Annotated in this window: 15 protein-coding genes, 3 tRNA genes and 1 pseudogene; 5 read left to right on the top strand and 14 right to left on the bottom strand. The window is 72.7% G+C overall.

Features of this window, described 5'->3' with window-relative positions:
* Positions 1–30: 30 nt before the first annotated feature.
* The 3 genes from cofC to E4P40_RS11245 are packed head-to-tail and all read left to right on the top strand — an operon-like array spanning position 31 to position 3,707.
* The gene (cofC, locus tag E4P40_RS11255; RefSeq protein ID WP_135158724.1) at positions 31–645 is read left to right on the top strand and encodes a 2-phospho-L-lactate guanylyltransferase; all 615 of its coding nucleotides are present in this window, start codon (positions 31–33) and stop codon (positions 643–645) included.
* A 37-nt stretch (positions 646–682) separates the two neighbouring features.
* The gene (locus E4P40_RS11250) at positions 683–2,755 is read left to right on the top strand and encodes an RNA degradosome polyphosphate kinase (RefSeq protein ID WP_245160271.1); all 2,073 of its coding nucleotides are present in this window, start codon (positions 683–685) and stop codon (positions 2,753–2,755) included.
* Positions 2,739–3,707: an NUDIX hydrolase gene (locus E4P40_RS11245; protein ID WP_135158722.1), complete on the top strand. Its 969-nt coding sequence runs from the start codon at positions 2,739–2,741 to the stop codon at positions 3,705–3,707. Before E4P40_RS11250 ends, E4P40_RS11245 begins: the two co-directional genes overlap by 17 nt.
* Here the strand turns inward: E4P40_RS11245 and leuD are convergent.
* Both leuD and leuC read right to left on the bottom strand, forming a co-directional pair.
* Complete coding sequence (gene leuD, locus E4P40_RS11240; RefSeq protein WP_135158721.1) at positions 3,650–4,255, bottom strand: 3-isopropylmalate dehydratase small subunit; 606 nt, start codon at positions 4,253–4,255, stop codon at positions 3,650–3,652. The two genes, E4P40_RS11245 and leuD, sit on opposite strands and share 58 nt — an antisense overlap.
* Positions 4,255–5,670 carry a 3-isopropylmalate dehydratase large subunit gene (gene leuC, locus E4P40_RS11235; protein WP_135158720.1) on the bottom strand — a complete coding sequence of 472 codons (1,416 nt, stop codon included), beginning with the start codon at positions 5,668–5,670 and terminating at the stop codon, positions 4,255–4,257. The genes leuD and leuC overlap by 1 nt, the downstream gene beginning before the upstream one ends.
* A 63-nt stretch (positions 5,671–5,733) precedes the next feature.
* Here leuC and E4P40_RS11230 point away from each other — a divergent pair, with 63 nt between their 5' ends.
* Positions 5,734–6,435 (top strand): IclR family transcriptional regulator, encoded by a 702-nt coding sequence (locus E4P40_RS11230; protein ID WP_135158719.1) that lies wholly within the window; start codon positions 5,734–5,736, stop codon positions 6,433–6,435.
* Here the strand turns inward: E4P40_RS11230 and E4P40_RS11225 are convergent.
* On the bottom strand, positions 6,416–6,637 hold the full coding sequence (locus E4P40_RS11225; RefSeq protein ID WP_135158718.1) for a helix-turn-helix transcriptional regulator: 222 nt from the start codon (positions 6,635–6,637) through the stop codon (positions 6,416–6,418). The two genes, E4P40_RS11230 and E4P40_RS11225, sit on opposite strands and share 20 nt — an antisense overlap.
* 3 nt (positions 6,638–6,640) lie before the next feature.
* A complete protein-coding gene (locus E4P40_RS11220; RefSeq protein ID WP_135158717.1) occupies positions 6,641–7,078 on the bottom strand; it encodes a hypothetical protein in 438 nt (145 codons plus the stop codon).
* Positions 7,079–7,211: 133 nt separating this feature from the next.
* Here E4P40_RS11220 and E4P40_RS11215 point away from each other — a divergent pair, with 133 nt between their 5' ends.
* Positions 7,212–8,312, top strand: coding sequence for a sulfite oxidase (locus E4P40_RS11215; protein WP_135158716.1), 1,101 nt, complete (start codon positions 7,212–7,214; stop codon positions 8,310–8,312).
* Here the strand turns inward: E4P40_RS11215 and E4P40_RS11210 are convergent.
* The 10 genes and pseudogenes from E4P40_RS11210 to E4P40_RS11165 all read right to left on the bottom strand — a co-directional run.
* Positions 8,296–9,669, bottom strand: coding sequence for a hypothetical protein (locus E4P40_RS11210; protein WP_135158715.1), 1,374 nt, complete (start codon positions 9,667–9,669; stop codon positions 8,296–8,298). The genes E4P40_RS11215 and E4P40_RS11210 overlap by 17 nt on opposite strands.
* Positions 9,669–9,935, bottom strand: a complete 267-nt coding sequence (locus E4P40_RS11205; RefSeq protein ID WP_135158714.1) for a hypothetical protein — start codon at positions 9,933–9,935, stop codon at positions 9,669–9,671. Before E4P40_RS11205 ends, E4P40_RS11210 begins: the two co-directional genes overlap by 1 nt.
* A 13-nt stretch (positions 9,936–9,948) precedes the next feature.
* Positions 9,949–11,622, bottom strand: a complete 1,674-nt coding sequence (locus E4P40_RS11200; RefSeq protein WP_135158713.1) for a sodium:solute symporter family protein — start codon at positions 11,620–11,622, stop codon at positions 9,949–9,951.
* 12 nt (positions 11,623–11,634) lie between these two features.
* The gene (gene galK / locus E4P40_RS11195; protein WP_135158712.1) at positions 11,635–12,789 is read right to left on the bottom strand and encodes a galactokinase; all 1,155 of its coding nucleotides are present in this window, start codon (positions 12,787–12,789) and stop codon (positions 11,635–11,637) included.
* Positions 12,790–12,862: 73 nt separating this feature from the next.
* On the bottom strand, positions 12,863–13,951 hold the full coding sequence (gene galT / locus E4P40_RS11190) for a galactose-1-phosphate uridylyltransferase (protein ID WP_135158711.1): 1,089 nt from the start codon (positions 13,949–13,951) through the stop codon (positions 12,863–12,865).
* Between the two features lie 93 nt (positions 13,952–14,044).
* Positions 14,045–14,117: transfer RNA gene (locus E4P40_RS11185), tRNA-Glu, on the bottom strand.
* Between the two features lie 103 nt (positions 14,118–14,220).
* Positions 14,221–14,293: transfer RNA gene (locus E4P40_RS11180), tRNA-Glu, on the bottom strand.
* A gap of 33 nt (positions 14,294–14,326) precedes the next feature.
* Positions 14,327–14,398 (bottom strand) — tRNA-Gln (locus E4P40_RS11175).
* 78 nt (positions 14,399–14,476) lie between these two features.
* The gene (locus tag E4P40_RS11170) at positions 14,477–15,598 is read right to left on the bottom strand and encodes a CPBP family intramembrane glutamic endopeptidase (protein WP_135158710.1); all 1,122 of its coding nucleotides are present in this window, start codon (positions 15,596–15,598) and stop codon (positions 14,477–14,479) included.
* Positions 15,595–15,970 (bottom strand): annotated as a pseudogene (locus E4P40_RS11165) (glutamate--tRNA ligase); the annotation flags it as partial. The pseudogene E4P40_RS11165 and the gene E4P40_RS11170, both read right to left, overlap by 4 nt.

Below are 15,970 nucleotides of genomic sequence, written 5' to 3'. Positions count from 1 at the left end.
GCGTCGCGGCCGGTGTGCTCACATGTTGCCGTGCGCAGATGGTCGGTCGTCGTCCCGGCGAAGCGGCTCACCATCGCCAAGACGCGCCTGCGGCCCCTCACCGAGCGGCTCGGCGCCGACCACGGGGACCTCGTGCTCGCCCTTCTCGCCGACACCGTCGCCGCCGCCGTCGCGTCCACAGCCGTCGCGGAGGTCGTGGTGGTCACCGACGACCCCGCCGCCGCGGACGTCGTCCGGTTCCTCGGTGCGCGCACCGTCCCCGACCTTCCCGACCGCGGCCTGAACCCCGCGCTCGAGCACGGCGCCCGCAGCGCCACGAATCCGGCCGTCGCCGCGCTGTCCTCCGACCTGCCTGCGCTCCGCCCGTCGGACCTCGCCGCTGCGCTCCAGGCGGCGGGCGTGGGCCGCTCGTTCGTCGCCGACGTCGACGGCACGGGTACGACGCTGCTCGCGGCCGTCGGCACCGGCCTGCGGCCCATGTTCGGCGACCGGTCGGCGGAGGCGCACCTCGCCAGCGGGGCGGTGCCGCTCACCGGTGAGTGGCCCGGGCTGCTGCGCGACGTGGACACCGAGGCCGACCTGCGCGCCGCCCTGTCCCTGGGGGCCGGGGTCCGCACGACGGCTCTCGTCGGCCGCTGGCGCTGAACCCTCACCGTTCACCTGGGTGCGGCACGATGATCCCGTGCCCTCGACGAGTACGTCCCGCGCCAGCGGCCTGCCGCACGACCGCTTCCTGAACCGCGAGCTGTCCTGGCTCGACTTCAACGCCCGCGTGCTGGAGCTCGCGGAGGACGACGAGCTCCCACTGCTGGAGCGCGTCAAGTTCCTGTCGATCTTCGCCAGCAACCTCGACGAGTTCTACATGGTGCGCATCGCCGGGCTGAAGCGCCGCCACTCGACCGGCCTCACCGTCCGCTCGGTCGACGGGCTGACCATCCGCGAGCAGCTCGAGCTGATCACCAAGCGCACCCAGGACCTCGTGCACCGGCACGCCGACGTGTTCCTCAAGGACGTCGCGCCCCGGCTGGAGGACGCCGGCATCCGGATCGTGCACTGGGAGGACCTCGCGGACGAGGACACCCGCCGGCTGCGCGAGTACTTCCGCGACCAGGTCTTCCCCGTCCTGACCCCGCTCGCCGTCGACCCGGCGCACCCCTTCCCCTACATCAGCGGCCTGTCGCTGAACCTCGCCGTCATGGTGCGCGACCCCGACACCAACGTCGCGCACTTCGCCCGGGTGAAGGTGCCGAACAACGTGCCGCGCTTCGTGGCGGTGGGGCCGACGGACCGGACGGCGACCTTCCTCCCGCTCGAGGACCTCATCGCCGCGCACCTGCCGCAGCTGTTCCCGGGGCTCGACGTCGTCTCCCACCACCTGTTCCGGGTGACCCGCAACGCCGACGTCGAGGTGGAGGAGGACCGGGACGAGGACCTGCTGCAGGCGCTGGAGCGCGAGCTGGCGCGCCGCCGGTTCGGCTCCGCGGTCCGCCTCGAGGTCACCGAGTCGATGGACCCGCAGATCCTCGAGGTGCTGCTGTCGGAGATGGAGATGCAGCCCGAGGACGTGCTGCACGTGCCCGGGCTGCTCGACCTCGCCGCGCTCATGGCCCTCTACGACCTCGACCGGCCCGAGCTCAAGGACGACCCGTTCGTGCCGGCCACCCATCCGCGGCTGTCGGAGGGCGAGACCCCGAAGAGCGTGTTCGCGACGCTGCGCGAGGGCGACGTCCTGGTGCACCACCCGTACTACTCGTTCGCCACCAGCGTGCAGCGGTTCATCGAGCAGGCCGCGGCCGACCCGCATGTGCTGGCGATCAAGCAGACCCTCTACCGCACGTCGGGCGACTCCCCCATCGTCAACGCGCTCATCGACGCGGCCGAGGCCGGCAAGCAGGTCGTCGTCCTGGTCGAGATCAAGGCGCGCTTCGACGAGGAGGCCAACATCACCTGGGCCCGGTCGCTGGAGAAGGCGGGCTGCCACGTCGTCTACGGGTTGGTCGGGCTCAAGACGCACTGCAAGACCGCGCTGGTCGTGCGCCGCGAGCACGGGGTGCTGCGCCGGTACTGCCACATCGGCACCGGCAACTACAACCCCAAGACCGCGCGCATCTACGAGGACCTCGGCATCCTGACCGCCGACCCGCGCGTCGGCGCCGACCTCACCGACCTGTTCAACACCCTCACCGGCTACTCGCGGCAGACCAACTACCGGATGCTGATGGTGGCGCCGCACGGGATCCGCACGGGGCTGATCGAGAAGATCCGCCGGGAGGCCCGCAACGCGACCGAGGGCCGCAGCTCGGGCATCCGGATGAAGCTGAACTCGCTGGTGGACGAGCGGATCATCGACGCGCTCTACGAGGCGTCGGCCGCGGGTGTGCCGGTCGAGCTGCTCATCCGGGGCATCTGCGCGCTCCGGCCGGGCGTTCCCGGTCTCTCCGAGAGCATCCGCGTGCGCTCGATCGTGGGCCGCTTCCTGGAGCACTCCCGCGTGGTGTCGTTCGACAACGACGGCGACCCCGAGTGGTGGCTGGGCAGCGCCGACCTGATGCACCGCAACCTCGACCGCCGGGTGGAGGTGCTGCTGCGGGTCTGCGACGAGACCGCGCGGCGCGAGCTGGCCCGCCTGTTCGACCAGGCGATGGCCCCCGACGTCAGGAGCTGGCAGCTCGGTGGCGACGGCGACTGGACCCGCAGCGGCGAGCGCGACTACCAGGCCGAGCGCCTCGCGGAGGTGGGTGAGCACGCTGGCTGAGCCGCCGGCGCTGGTCCGGGCGGCCGGCTGCGCCGTGTGGCGCCGCCGCGACGACGGCGTCGTCGAGACGGCGATGGTGCACCGGCCGAAGTACGACGACTGGTCGCTGCCGAAGGGCAAGCCGGAGAGCGACGAGCACCTGCTGCAGACGGCGCACCGCGAGGTCATCGAGGAGACCGGTCTACAGGTGGTGGTCGGCCGGCGCAGCGTGCGCACCCGCTACGAGGTGCAGCTCCCCGACGGCCGGCCCGCCCCCAAGGAGGTCGACTACTGGACCGGGCAGTGGGCCGGCGGCAGCTTCGCGGCCAACGACGAGGTCGACGAGCTGCGCTGGCTCCCGCTCCCCGACGCCGCAGCACTGTGCAGCCACGACCACGACCGCGCCGTCCTCGACGACCTGGCACGGACCGACGTGCCCCTGATGCCGAGTCTGGTCCTGCTCCGGCACGCCCGGGCCGGCAGCCGGTCGGACTGGGACGGGCCCGACGACCTGCGCCCGCTGGACCGCAAGGGCCGGGCCCAGGCCCGGCGGATCGCCGAGGTGCTGCCGGTCTTCGCGCCGACGGCGGTGCTGTCGGCCCGGCGCGCCCGCTGCGAGGAGACGGCCCAGCCGCTCGCCGAGCGGCTGGGCCTCGAGGTGCAGCCCGTCGACGAGCTCGGCGAGGAGGAGTTCAGCGCCGATCCGGCGGCAGGCATGGCAGTGCTCGAGCGGCTGCTCGAGCCCCGGCCCACGCCCGGCGTCACCGTCGTCTGCAGCCAGGGCGGCGCGATACCGGCCGCCCTGCTCGACCTCGGGGTGCACTGGGAGGGCGTCGTCGGCCGGCTGTTCCCGCCGTCGGCGAAGGGCAGCGCGTGGGTGCTCGGCGGCCGTCCCGGGGTCCCCGCCGCGGACTACTACCGCGACTTCGCGGGCAGTGCCGACGGCAGCCAGGACGGCCGGGCCGCCTCGTAGGTCTCGATGTCGCCGAGGTTGCGCTCGGTGAGGCCCACGTCGTCGAGCCCCTCCAGCAGCCGCCAGCGGGTGTAGTCGTCGATCTCGAACGGCACCGTCACGTCGCCGTAGGTGACCTGCTTATCCTGCAGGTCGACGGTCACCGGTGTGGCCGGCTCCGCCTCGATACGGGCCCACAGCGCCTCGACGTCCTCCTGCGGCAGGAGCACGGTCAGCAGCCCGGCCTTCGTCGAGTTGTTGCGGAAGATGTCGGCGAACCGGGAGCTGATGACGACCCGGAAGCCGCCGTCGTTGAGCGCCCACACCGCGTGCTCGCGGGAGGAGCCGGTGCCGAAGTCCGGGCCCGCGACCAGGATCGAGGCACCGGCGTACTGGGGCTGGTCCAGGACGAAGTCCGGCTCGTTGGTGCGCCAGGCCTTGAACAGCCCGTCGGCGAAGCCGGTGCGGGTGATCCGCTTCAGGTACTCGGCCGGGATGATCTGGTCGGTGTCGACGTTCGACCGCCGCAGCGGGACCGCCGTGCCGGTGTGGGTGATGAAGGCGTCCATCAGACGGTCACCGAGTCCTTCAGCTCGGCGGGGGCGGTCAGCTTCCCGGTGAGGGCGGTGGCGGCGGCCACCGACGGCGAGACGAGGTGGGTGCGGCCACCCTTGCCCTGGCGGCCCTGGAAGTTGCGGTTGCTGGTCGAGGCCGAGCGCTCGCCGGGCTTGAGCTGGTCGGGGTTCATGCCCAGGCACATCGAGCAGCCCGCGCCACGCCACTCGGCGCCGGCGTCGAGGAACACCTGGTCCAGGCCCTCGGCCTCCGCCTGCGCCTTGACCCCCACCGAGCCGGGGACGACGAGCATCCGGGTGTCGGGGTCGATGTGCCTGCCGCGCAGGAGGTCGGCGGCGACCCGCAGGTCCTCGATCCGGCCGTTGGTGCAGGAGCCGAGGAACACGGTGTCCACCTTGATGTCGCGCAGCGGGGTGCCCGCGGTCAGCCCCATGTAGGCCAGCGCCTGCTCGACGTCACGGCGCTCGTCGTCGTCGGCGAAGTCGGCCGGGTCGGGGACGATGCCGTCGATCGGCAGGCCCTGTCCGGGGTTGGTGCCCCAGGTGACGTAGGGGGTGAGCGACGCCGCGTCGATGTGCACCTCGCGGTCGAAGACGGCGTCCTCGTCGGTGCGCAGGGTCGACCAGTACGCGACCGCGGCGTCCCAGTCCGCGCCCTGGGGCGCGTGCTCGCGCCCCTGCAGGAAGTCGAAGGTCGTCTGGTCGGGCGCGATCAGACCGGCCTTGGCGCCGGCCTCGATCGACATGTTGCAGACCGTCATCCGGGCCTCCATCGACAGCTTCTCGATGGCGCTGCCGCGGTACTCGATGACGTGGCCCTGGCCGCCGCCGGTCCCGATCTGGGCGATGACGGCGAGGATGATGTCCTTCGCCGAGACCCCCGGTGCCAGCTCCCCGTCCACGGTGACCGCCATCTGCTTCGGCCGGTACTGCGGCAGGGTCTGCGTGGCGAGCACGTGCTCGACCTCGCTGGTGCCGATGCCGAAGGCGAGCGCGCCGAAGGCGCCGTGCGTGGAGGTGTGGCTGTCGCCGCAGACGATCGTCATGCCGGGCTGCGTCAGCCCGAGCTGCGGGCCGATGACGTGCACGATGCCCTGGTCGCGGTCACCCATGGGCGCCAGGCGGATGCCGAACTCGGCGGCGTTCCGCCGCAGCGCCTCGATCTGCGCCCGGCTCACCGGGTCGGCGATGGGCTTGAGGATGTCCAGCGTCGGGACGTTGTGGTCCTCGGTCGCCATCGTGAGGTCCGGCCGGCGCACGGTGCGCCCGGCGGCCCGCAGCCCGTCGAACGCCTGGGGGCTGGTGACCTCGTGCACGAGGTGCAGGTCGATGTAGAGCAGGTCGGGCTCGCCCGCGGCGCTGCGCACCACGTGGGACTCGTAGACCTTCTCCGCCAGGGTCTTCGGCACGGTTCTTCCTCTCACGGGGCAACTCGCTGGTGTTCTCACATAGTGAGATGCGAGTATTGCTGTGTGGGACAGCCTAACCCCGTTGCCGTCTTGGACAAAGCGGTGTCCATTCTCCGCGCCGTCGCCGACGAGCCGGCGACGCTCGCCGAGCTCGTCAGCCGTACCGGCCTGCCGCGCGCCACCGCCCACCGGCTGGCGGTGGCCCTGGAGGGGCACCGGCTCGTCCGGCGGACGACGGAGGGCTCGTGGGTGCCCGGGCCGGCCCTCGGCGAGCTCGGCCGCGGCGGCGGCGACCTCGCCGAGCTCGCCGGCCGGCACCTGGTCGCGCTGCGGGACACCAGCGGCGAGAGCGCCCAGTTCTACGTGCGCGACGGCGCGATGCGCGTGTGCATCGCCGCGGCGGAGCGGACCAGCGGGCTTCGCGACACCGTCCCCGTCGGCGCGCGGCTGCCGATGACCGCCGGCTCGGCCGCGCACGCACTCCTCGCGTTCACGCCGGCCGAGGAGGTCACCCGCCTCCTGCCGGCCGCCAGCTTCACCGCCCGCACGCTGCTCGAGGTGCGCCGCCGCGGCTGGGCGCACAGCGTCGCCGAGCGCGAGCCGGGGGTCGCCTCGCTCTCTGCGCCGGTGCGCGACGGCGTCGGAGCGGTGCTCGGCGCGGTGTCGATATCCGGGCCGGTCGAGCGGCTCGGCCGGCGGCCCAGCCCCGAGACCATCGGCGCCGTACTCGACGCGGCCGCGGCGATCAGCCGTTCGGCGCGGTAGCGACCGGGTCCGACGCCGGCGAGAAGATCTCGTCGATCCGGGCGCCCAGGACGTCCGCGATGCGGAAGGCCAGGGGCAGTGAGGGGTCGAAGCGGCCACGCTCGATCGAGATGACCGTCTGGCGGGACACCCCGAGTCGTTCGGCCAGCACCGCCTGGGACCAGCCGAGCCGCGCGCGCCGTTCGGCGAGGTCGTTGTCCACGGCTCACGACTCCCGACGGCTGAGCACCAGGTAGCGCAGTCCACCGTCGACCACGACGAAGGCGGCGACGCCCAGCAGGGCCACGTCCCCGGCCAGTTCGAGTCCGAAGAGGCTCGTCGAGGCGAGTGCCACGCCGACGGCCGGGACCAGGTCGAACACCGCCCCCGACGCGGCCTTCTCGATCCACCGCGACTCGATGTTCTCCTCGGCGCGCGGATCCACCGACTGCCGACGGCCCGGGCCCACCAGGAGCCAGGCCAGCCCGATGCACGGACTCAGGAAGCATGCCGTGTAGACGCCGAAGGTCAGCCAGAACTGCTCGTCGGCGAGGAAGGCCGCGGCCAGGCCGAGGCCTGCGGCCAGCACCAGTCCGGTCAGCCACATTCCGAGCAGGTCCCTGGAGGTGGGCCTGCGGCGCGCGGTGGCGGGCGTGCTGGTCATGTCGAGCTCCTCGCGTCCTCGGGTTCCGGGGGGGGAGTAAAGCTTGCTTGACCAGGCGGAGTCAAGCACGCTTGACACGATTGCGTCGCCCGGACCCTTCCGCGGGGCACCGCTCCGGCGTAGACACGTCGGCATGACCGCCACGGAGCCGCGTGCCCGAGCCCGCATCGCCGAGCCGGGCGAGGGGATCTCGCTCGACGAGCTGGCGCTGGCCGCCCGCAACCACGGGATGCCCCTGGAGGCGCTGCGCTACGACGTCACTCCCCCGGGCCTGCACTACGTGCTCACGCACTACGACATCCCGGCTGTCGACATGGCGTCATGGCGACTGTCGCTCGGCGGGGCAGTCGAGCGGCCCCTGAGCCTCTCGCTCGAGGACCTCCAGCGACGTCCGGCGGTGACCACCCGCGTCCTGCTCGAGTGCGCCGGGAACGGCCGGGCGCGCCTCGAGCCGCGGCCGGTCAGCCAGCCCTGGCTGCTCGAGGCCGTCGGCAGCGCCGAGTGGACCGGCACGCCGCTCGCCGGAGTCCTCCGCGAGGCCGGGGTCGGCCCGGACGCCGTCGACGTCTCCTTCACCGGTGCCGACCACGGGGTGGAGCGCGGCGTCGAGCAGGACTACACGCGCGGACTCTCGCTGGCCGAGGCGATGCGTCCCGACGTGCTGCTGGTCTGGGCGATGAACGGCGCTGCCCTGCCGCCCCAGCACGGCGCTCCGCTGCGGCTCCTGGTCCCCGGCTGGTACGGGATGGCGCACGTGAAGTGGCTGGACCGCATCGAGGTGCTGACCGAGCCGTACACCGGATTCCAGAACGCCACTGCCTACCGGCTCAAGGTCGATCCGCACGAGGACGGCGAGCCGGTCACCCGGATCCGGCCGCGGGCCCTGCTCGCACCCCCGGGCTGGCCGGACTTCATGACCCGCGAGCGCTTCGTCCGGGCCGGACCGGTACCGCTGTCCGGGCGTGCGTGGTCGGGCCGGGCACCGATCACCAGGGTCGAGGTCAGCACGGACGGCGGGGCCTCGTGGGACGACGCCGTCCTGGCGCCCACCGACCCGGCGCACCCCTACGCGTGGCGGGCCTGGACGTACGACTGGACCGCGACTCCCGGCACCCACCAGCTCACGGTGCGGGCGACGGACGAGGGCGGCAGCCAGCCGGTCGCGCAGGAGTGGAACCGCCAGGGCATGGCCAACAACCTCGTGCAGCGGGTGCCGGTCACGGTCCTCGGCTGATCAGCTCCTCGATGTCCTCGGGCCCGGCCAGCCCCGTCAGGTCGCCGCCGCGACGGGCGGCGAGCAGCCAGACCATCGCCAGGGACCGCCCGCCGTCCCTCTCGCGGGCCACCTCCCGGTAGGTCGCCTCCCCGGCGTTCAGGTCCGCGGTGAGCGCGGCGACCTCCTCGGGCATCGTCCGGCCCTCCGCCATCGGGAAGAGGAAGTCGTCCGGCAGCGCGTACCGACCGGTCGCCCACTCCGTGCGCATGTCGAGATGCTGCACCCCCAGCGGCCCGAGCACCGCCAGCGCGACCGCGGTCACCAGCACCGTGCGGGCCCGGGGAAGGAGGCGGCCGGAGACGAGCTCCAGCGCCACGGCCAGTGCGATGGCCGCCACCACCGGCACCGCGATCAGCCGCCGGGCGCCGAGGATCCCGCCGCTGAGGGCGTACAGGATCACCGTCAGCGCGACGGTGGCCGTCCACGGCCACAGCGCAGGCCGCCAGGCTGTCGCTGCCACCAGTGCCCCGGTCAGGACGGCGGCCAGCCACGGGGAGCCGAGCGCCGGCGCGTGGGTGAAGAAGTAGTAGGAGTCGCCGCCTCCGGCCAGTTCCTCCACGAGGGTCGTCAGTGCCACTCCCGGCGCGGCATCTTCCGGGGAGCCTCCCCCCACGAGGACCCGTCCGCCCTCCCGCCACCACACGAGTGGGAACAGCACGATGCCCACCGCCGCGACGCTCGTCACTCCGGTCGCCGTCGCGTCGCGGAGGCGCCGATCGGACCGGACCACCCGCGCCGCCAGGACCAGGGCGACCGCAGCCGCCCATGCCAGGCCTGCCCCGTAGGTGGAGACCGCGATGCTGGCGCCCACCGGTGCGAGCACCCATGTCCGCCGCCGTGACGTCGCGAGGAGCAGCGAGGCCAGACCCCACACGGCCTCGAGCCCGTTCTCCGTGGCCAGCCAGGCGAGGGCGCTGACGCCAGGCAGGAGCACCGCGAGCAGTGCCCCGAACACCGAGACGGTGCGGCCGCAGTCCAGCCGGCGGCGCAGTGTCAGGAAGACCAGCGGCGCGATCAGCGCCATGGTCAGCGCCTTGCCGTCCCGGCCGTAGAACAGGTCGATGTCGGGATCCAGGTGCGAGAAGGCCCAGAAGTGCAGGTGGCCGGCGAAGTTGGTGGCGAACTCCGTGGGCTGGAAGCGGGCGGGCACCGCGACGACGTCCAGCGCGCTGACCGACGCCTCCTCACCGGTCAGCAGCTGCTGAGCGTTCACCGCCGCGACGGAGGCCAGCCCGAGCACGGCAGCGACCCCGTACAGCGCCGCCGCCAGTGCGACGTCCCCCCACCGACGGCGGGACGCCGGTGGTGCAGGCACTACTCGCGGACCGCCTCGTCGCCACCGGTGCGCTTCGGGGTCTCGACGACGATCGGGCGCAGTCGAGACCAGAGGGCGAAGCCCGCCGCGACGACGACCATCGCGATCCCGGCCCACAGGTTCGCGTTGACGCCGTCTGCCTTCGCCAGCGCCTCCTCCGACCGGTCGACGAGGCCGACGATCACGAGGACGACGCCGTAGAAGCCGATGAGGCCGGCGATCACGTTGCGGACGTCGAACGCCCCGGCGGTCTGCTTGTCGCTCATCGACGAGCCCCTCTCATCGGAAGATCACGTTCAGGGCGACCACCATGGCCAGCGCGATCCCGGCCAGCGGCACCGGCGACTGGTACCAGGGCAGGCGATGGGCCTCGGGATCGGTCCGCTGCTCCTTGGGCGTCTCGGAGTACACCAGCCCGGCGAGCTCGCTCACCGGCTTCGGCGCGGTCACCTGGGTGACCGCCACGCTCACCACGATGTCGACCACGAACGCCGCGCCGGCCGCCACGAAGGCACCGCCCTGACCCGGCAGGTCGAACACCCCGGCGGCCACCAGCCGGTCGACGGTGATCGCGGCGACGGTGCCGGAGACCAGGCCGACCCACCCGGCGGTCGGGGTCATCCGCTTCCAGAACATGCCGAGGATGAACGTCGCGAACAACGGGGCGTTGAAGAACCCGAAGAGCGTCTGCAGGTAGTCCATCAGGTTGTCGTAGCCTGCCGCGATCAGCGCCGTCCCGACCGCCGCCGCCGTGGCACCGACCGTGGCCCACCGGCCGACCCGCAGGTAGTAGTCGTCGGGCCGGTCCTTCTTCACGTACTGCTGCCACAGGTCGTAGCTGAAGACGGTGTTGAAGGACGAGATGTTGGCCGCCATGCCCGCCATGAAGGCCGCCAGCAGACCCGCGATCGCGATGCCCAGCAGACCGTTGGGCAGGACGTCGCGGATCAGCAGCAGGATCGCGTCGTTGTAGTCGATGTCGCCGCCGCCCGTGGGATCGGCCTTGTAGTCGATCATCTCGGTCACCAGGACGCCGGCGATCATGCCCGGGATGACGACGATGAACGGCACGAACATCTTCGGGAAGGCGCCGATGATCGGGGTGCTCCGGGCCGCGGACATCGACTTGGTCGCCATCGCCCGCTGCACCTCGACGAAGTTCGTCGTCCAGTAGCCGAACGACAGCACGAACCCGAGGCCGAAGACGATCCCGATCACCGACCACACCGGGTTCTCGAAGCCGGAGAGGTTCGTCGCGGGCCAGGAGGATAGCTGCTCCTCCCCACCCGGTGACTCGCGGACGGCGTCGATGAAACCGCCGATCCCCCCGACCTTGTGCAGCCCGATCAGGGTCAGTGGCAGGAGGGCAGCGACGATGACGAAGAACTGCAGGACCTCGTTGTAGATCGCCGCCGAGAGCCCGCCCAGCGTGATGTAGCTGAGGACGATGACCGCGGCGAGGATCAGCGACACCCACAGCGGCCAGCCGAGCAGCGAGCCGACGATCGTCGCCAGCAGGTACAGGTTGATCCCGGCGATGAGGACCTGGGCGACGGCGAAGCTGATCGCGTTGACCAGGTGCGCGCCTGTTCCGAACCGGCGGCGCATGAACTCCGGGACGCTGCGGACCTTCGAGCCGAAGTAGAAGGGCATCATGACGACGCCCAGGAAGAGCATGGCCGGGACGGCACCGATCCAGAAGTAGTGCATCGTCGCCATGCCGTACTGGGCGCCGTTCGCCGACATCCCGATGATCTCGACCGCGCCCAGGTTGGCCGAGATGAACGCCAGCCCGGTCACCCAGGCCGGCAGCGACCGGCCGGACAGGAAGAAGTCGAGGCTGTCGGACACGCGCCGGCGGGCAGCGAGCCCGATCAGCAGGACGACCGCGAAGTAGACGGCGACCAGCGCGTAGTCGACGACGTTCGCGTCCAGCCTCAGGGTGTCGTCCACGGTCCTCCTCGGTCAGGCGATGCGGCGGGCACCGGCCGACGGCACCACGTCGAACGTCCTCGGCGCGGCGAACCCCTCGCGCGCGAACCTCGTCCGGACCGCCTCGGCGACCGCGTCGGCGCGGTCGCGGTCGACGAGCACCACGGCGCTGCCGCCGAAGCCGCCCCCGACCATGCGGGCCCCGTGCGCCCCGGCCCCGACGGCCGCGTCGACGCAGGCGTCGAGCTCGACGGTGGAGATCTGGAAGTCGTCGCGCAGCGAGACGTGACCCTCCGTCAGGACCGGCCCGATGTCCCGCGGGTCGGCGCTGCCGCGCAGGATGCGGACCACCTCGAGCACACGGGCGTTCTCGGTGACGATGTGCCGGGCCCGGCGGAGCAGCACGTCGTCGTCCAGTCCCGCCAGGCCGGCGACGTCGGCGATGTCGCGCAGGGCCGGGACGCCGAGCCGGGCGGCGGCCTCCTCGCACTCGCGCCGGCGGTCGCCGTAGCCGCCGTCGGCGTGCGTGTGCGAGGTGCCGGTGTCGACGACCAGGAGCTCCAGGCCGGCGGCGGCCAGATCCAGCGGCACCTGGTCGGTCCGCCGCTCGCGGGTGTCGAGGAAGAGCGCGTTGCCGGCGGTGCACAGCAGCGAGGCCGACTGGTCGAGGATGCCCGTCGGCGCCCCGACGAAGTCGTTCTCCGACCGGCGGGCCAGCTCCACCAGGTCGGTGCGCCCGAGCTCCGGTGCGACGAGGTCGCTCAGCGCGAGCGCGACCGAGCAGGTCAGCGCCGCGGACGACGACAGGCCTGCGCCCACCGGGACGTCGGTGTCCACCAGGACGCTCACCCCGCCGGCCAGCCGGTCACGGAGCCCCTCGACCACCCCGGCCGGATAGCCGGCCCAGCCGTCCGGCCTGCCGGGGGTCAGCTCGTCGACCGCCAGCTCGACCAGCGCCCCGCCGCCCTGCAGCGAAGCCAGCGCGACGCGGCCGTCGGTGCGCCGGGCGACCGCCGCTCGAGTGGTGTGCGGTAGCGCCACGGGCAGCACGAAGCCGTCGTTGTAGTCGGTGTGCTCACCGATCACGTTCACCCGGCCGGGCGCGGCCCAGACGCCCTCGGGCGCCGTCCCGAAGCGGTCGGTGAACGCCTCGGCGGCGATCGGGGCCGCCTCTGCGTCGGTCCTCACTCGACCACGACGGTGCTGACGGTTCGGTTCCGGCCTCGCTCCGCTCCTCGGTCGCTGGCGCTCCGTGCGATGCTCACTCGACCGTCACCTTCACGGCGCGCAGCTGCTCGGCGACGTCCTCGGGGTTGGTGTCGGTGATGAAGGCGCCCATGCCGGACTCGGAGCCGGCGAGGTACTTCAGCTTGCCCGGCGCGCGGCGAAGGGAGAACAGCTGCAGGTGCAGCCACCAGTCGTGCCGGCCGCGTCGGGGCGCCTGGTTCCAGGAGGCGATGTAGGGCATCGGGGTGTCGAACCGGCGGGCGAAGCGGGCCAGCACGTCGAGGTAGACCTCGACGAAGGCGTCCCGCTCGGCGTCGGTGAGCTCGGGCAGGTCGGCGACCTTGCGCAGCGGGAAGAACTGCACCTCGTAGGGCCAGCGGGCGGCGGCGGGGACGAAGGCGGTCCAGAGCTCGTTGGCGGCCACGACCCGCGGCCCGGTGGCCTCCGCGGCGACCACCTCGGCGAACAGGTCGCCACTCGTGGCCTCGCGGTGCCGCCGGACGGACGCCAGCACCTTCTCCACCCGGGGCGTCACGAACGGGTAGGCGTAGATCTGCCCGTGCGGGTGCGAGAGGGTCACGCCGATCTCCTCGCCGTGGTTCTCGAAGCAGAAGACCTGCTCCACCCCGTCGAGGGCACTCAGCTCCGCCGTCCGGTCGGCCCACACGTCGACGACGAGCCGCGCCCGGTCGGCACCGAGGTCGGCGAACACCCGGTCGTGCTCGCTGGTGAAGCAGACCACCTCGCAGCGACCGAAGCCCGGACGCAACTCCGCCAATGGATTGCCGGGCGCCGACGGGGGGACATCGCGCTCCACCCCGGTGGCCAGGGACGGGAACCGGTTCTCGAAGACCACCACCTGGTAGTCGCTCTCGGGGATCTCGGTCGGCCGGCCGGGCCGGGACGGGTCCAGGGGGCACTCGTCGGCCGGCGGGAGGAACGTGCGGGTCTGCCGGTGGGACGCCAGCGCGACCCACTCCCCGAGGAGGGCGTCGTAGCGCAGCTGGGAACGGGTGGCGACGGCCGGCAGGTCGCGGGTGTCGACGGCCTCGCGCGGAACCGGATCGCGATCGAAGTACAGGATCTCGCGGCCGTCGGCCAGGCGACGACTCGTCCGGATCATGGCCCGACGCTATCGCCCGCGAAGATCAGCGGGCCAATCGGTCCCGGAACGGCAAGAGCCCCCGACCGGGCGGTCGGGGGCTCTCGCACGGTGTAGCCCCGAAGGGATTCGAACCCTCGCTACCGCCGTGAGAGGGCGGCGTCCTAGGCCGCTAGACGACGGGGCCGTGTGCGCCCGCCATTTTGCCATGCCGCTCCGGTGCCGGCGTCCGCGGGTGGGCGGGAACGCAGAGAACCCCCGGCCGGATGGCCGGGGGTTCTCGTGCTGCGTAGCCCCGAAGGGATTCGAACCCTCGCTACCGCCGTGAGAGGGCGGCGTCCTGGGCCGCTAGACGACGGGGCCGTGCGTGCTGCGGAGGAGAGAACTGCTTCCTCGCTGGGGTACCAGGACTCGAACCTAGACTAACGGAACCAGAAACCGTCGGGCTGCCAATTACCCCATACCCCATGGGTGGCACCTCGCGGCGCCGCAGAAGACGATACCCGACGCCCCGGGGCGCAGTGGCACCGCCCCGGGGTCGGCGGGTCAGCGGACGGGTGCCGGCAGCAGCGCGGGTGGGCGCCGCAGGTCCTGGGCCGCGGTGTGCGTCTCGGGTCTCAACCGACGTGCCGCACGGCCGACCAGCGCGACGTACGCGGCCATCGTGAGCAGGCTGACCGCGAGGAACAGCAGGCCGGTCCCGTCCGGAACCTCCTCGGTGGCCACCGCCTCCCCCAGCGCCCCCGCGAGCACGAAGACCAGCACGTTGTTGACCGCGTGCAGCACGATCGCCGCCTCGAGCCCACCGGTCAGCCAGACGACGGCGGAGGCGGCGAGGCCGAACGCGAAGCGGTCGAGGAAGGTCGGCCAGTCCCCCGGGGCGTGCGCGAGGGAGAACAGGGCGGCGGTGAGCACTCCGGCCACCAGCGCCCCGGCCGCGGGTCCGCGGATCCAGCCGGCGATCGCCTGGCTGAGGTACCCCCGGAACAGGTACTCCTCCGCCGCGGACTGCAGCGGCGTGGTGAGGAGGACCACGACGAGCAGCCAGCCGTAGTCGGCCACGGGACCGGTGACCGCCTCCTCGCCCAGGAGGACCGACAGCAGGATCGACAGGCCGATGCCCGTCCCGAGCGTGAACAGCGCGATCAGCGTGAACGGCGGGATCAGCCGCCAGCGCAGCCGCGCCAGAACCGACGACGACCACCCGATCCGCATGCCGTGCGCCGCCGCCCACGCCAGCCACACCACGGGGACGGCGACGATCAAGGCCAGGTTGGTCACGAGCAGGACGGCGGGATCGACCAGGTCGAGCAGGTCGAGGTCCGGCGCCAGGCCGGTGACCAGCGCCAGGAGGCCGACGACGACGACGGCGACGACGTAGACGACGCTGATCAGCAGCAGGCCGAGCAGCGGCCGCCACCAGGCCCAGTCCCGCGAGCGCATCACCTGCAGGAACGGCCGGGGGACGTCGTGGGGCGGCGTGCCGGGGGGCGGCGTCCAGAACTGCGGCGGCGGGGGCGGGAACCGGAGCACCGCCTGCTGCCAGGCCGGCGCCGCCTGCCACGGAACCGCCGGCGGCCGGAGCAGCACCTGCTGGGGCCGCAGCATGGGGGGTGGGCCGGTGTACGGCTCGTCGACAGCCGGGTCCCCTGGCCACGGTCCGGTCATCCGGCGGGCGGCTGCTCGGCCAGCGTGCGGGCGGCGGCCAACCGGGCCAGCGTGCGCTCGCGCCCGAGCAGCTCGATCGACTCGTACAGCGGCGGGGAGACGGTCCGACCGCTGATCGCGACGCGGACCGGCCCGAACGCCTGGCGCGGCTTGCGACCGAGGCCCTCGACCAGGGCGTCCTTGAGCGCCTCCTCCACCGCAGCGGTGCTCCAGTCGGTCAGCGCCGAGAGGGCGGCGGTGGCCGCGTCCAGCACCTCCACCGCGTCGGTCCCCTTCAGCTGCTTCTCGGCCGAGACCGGGTCGATCTCGACCTCGTCGACGAACAGGAAGCGGAGCAGGCCGACGGCCTCGGAGAGGACGATCATCCGCTCC

Source organism: Blastococcus sp. CT_GayMR20 (genome assembly GCF_004570345.1).
This window is presented reverse-complemented; position numbering and strand designations above follow the sequence as displayed.

Excerpts from the sequence above, each read along its gene's own strand:
- leuD (WP_135158721.1), bottom strand. The coding sequence starts at position 4,255 with ATGGACGCCTTCATCACCCACACCGGCACGGCGGTCCCGCTGCGGCGG.
- E4P40_RS11220 (WP_135158717.1), bottom strand. The coding sequence starts at position 7,078 with ATGACCAGCACGCCCGCCACCGCGCGCCGCAGGCCCACCTCCAGGGAC.
- E4P40_RS11215 (WP_135158716.1), top strand. The coding sequence starts at position 7,212 with ATGACCGCCACGGAGCCGCGTGCCCGAGCCCGCATCGCCGAGCCGGGC.
- E4P40_RS11205 (WP_135158714.1), bottom strand. The coding sequence starts at position 9,935 with ATGAGCGACAAGCAGACCGCCGGGGCGTTCGACGTCCGCAACGTGATC.
- galT (WP_135158711.1), bottom strand. The coding sequence starts at position 13,951 with ATGATCCGGACGAGTCGTCGCCTGGCCGACGGCCGCGAGATCCTGTAC.
- E4P40_RS11170 (WP_135158710.1), bottom strand. The coding sequence starts at position 15,598 with ATGACCGGACCGTGGCCAGGGGACCCGGCTGTCGACGAGCCGTACACC.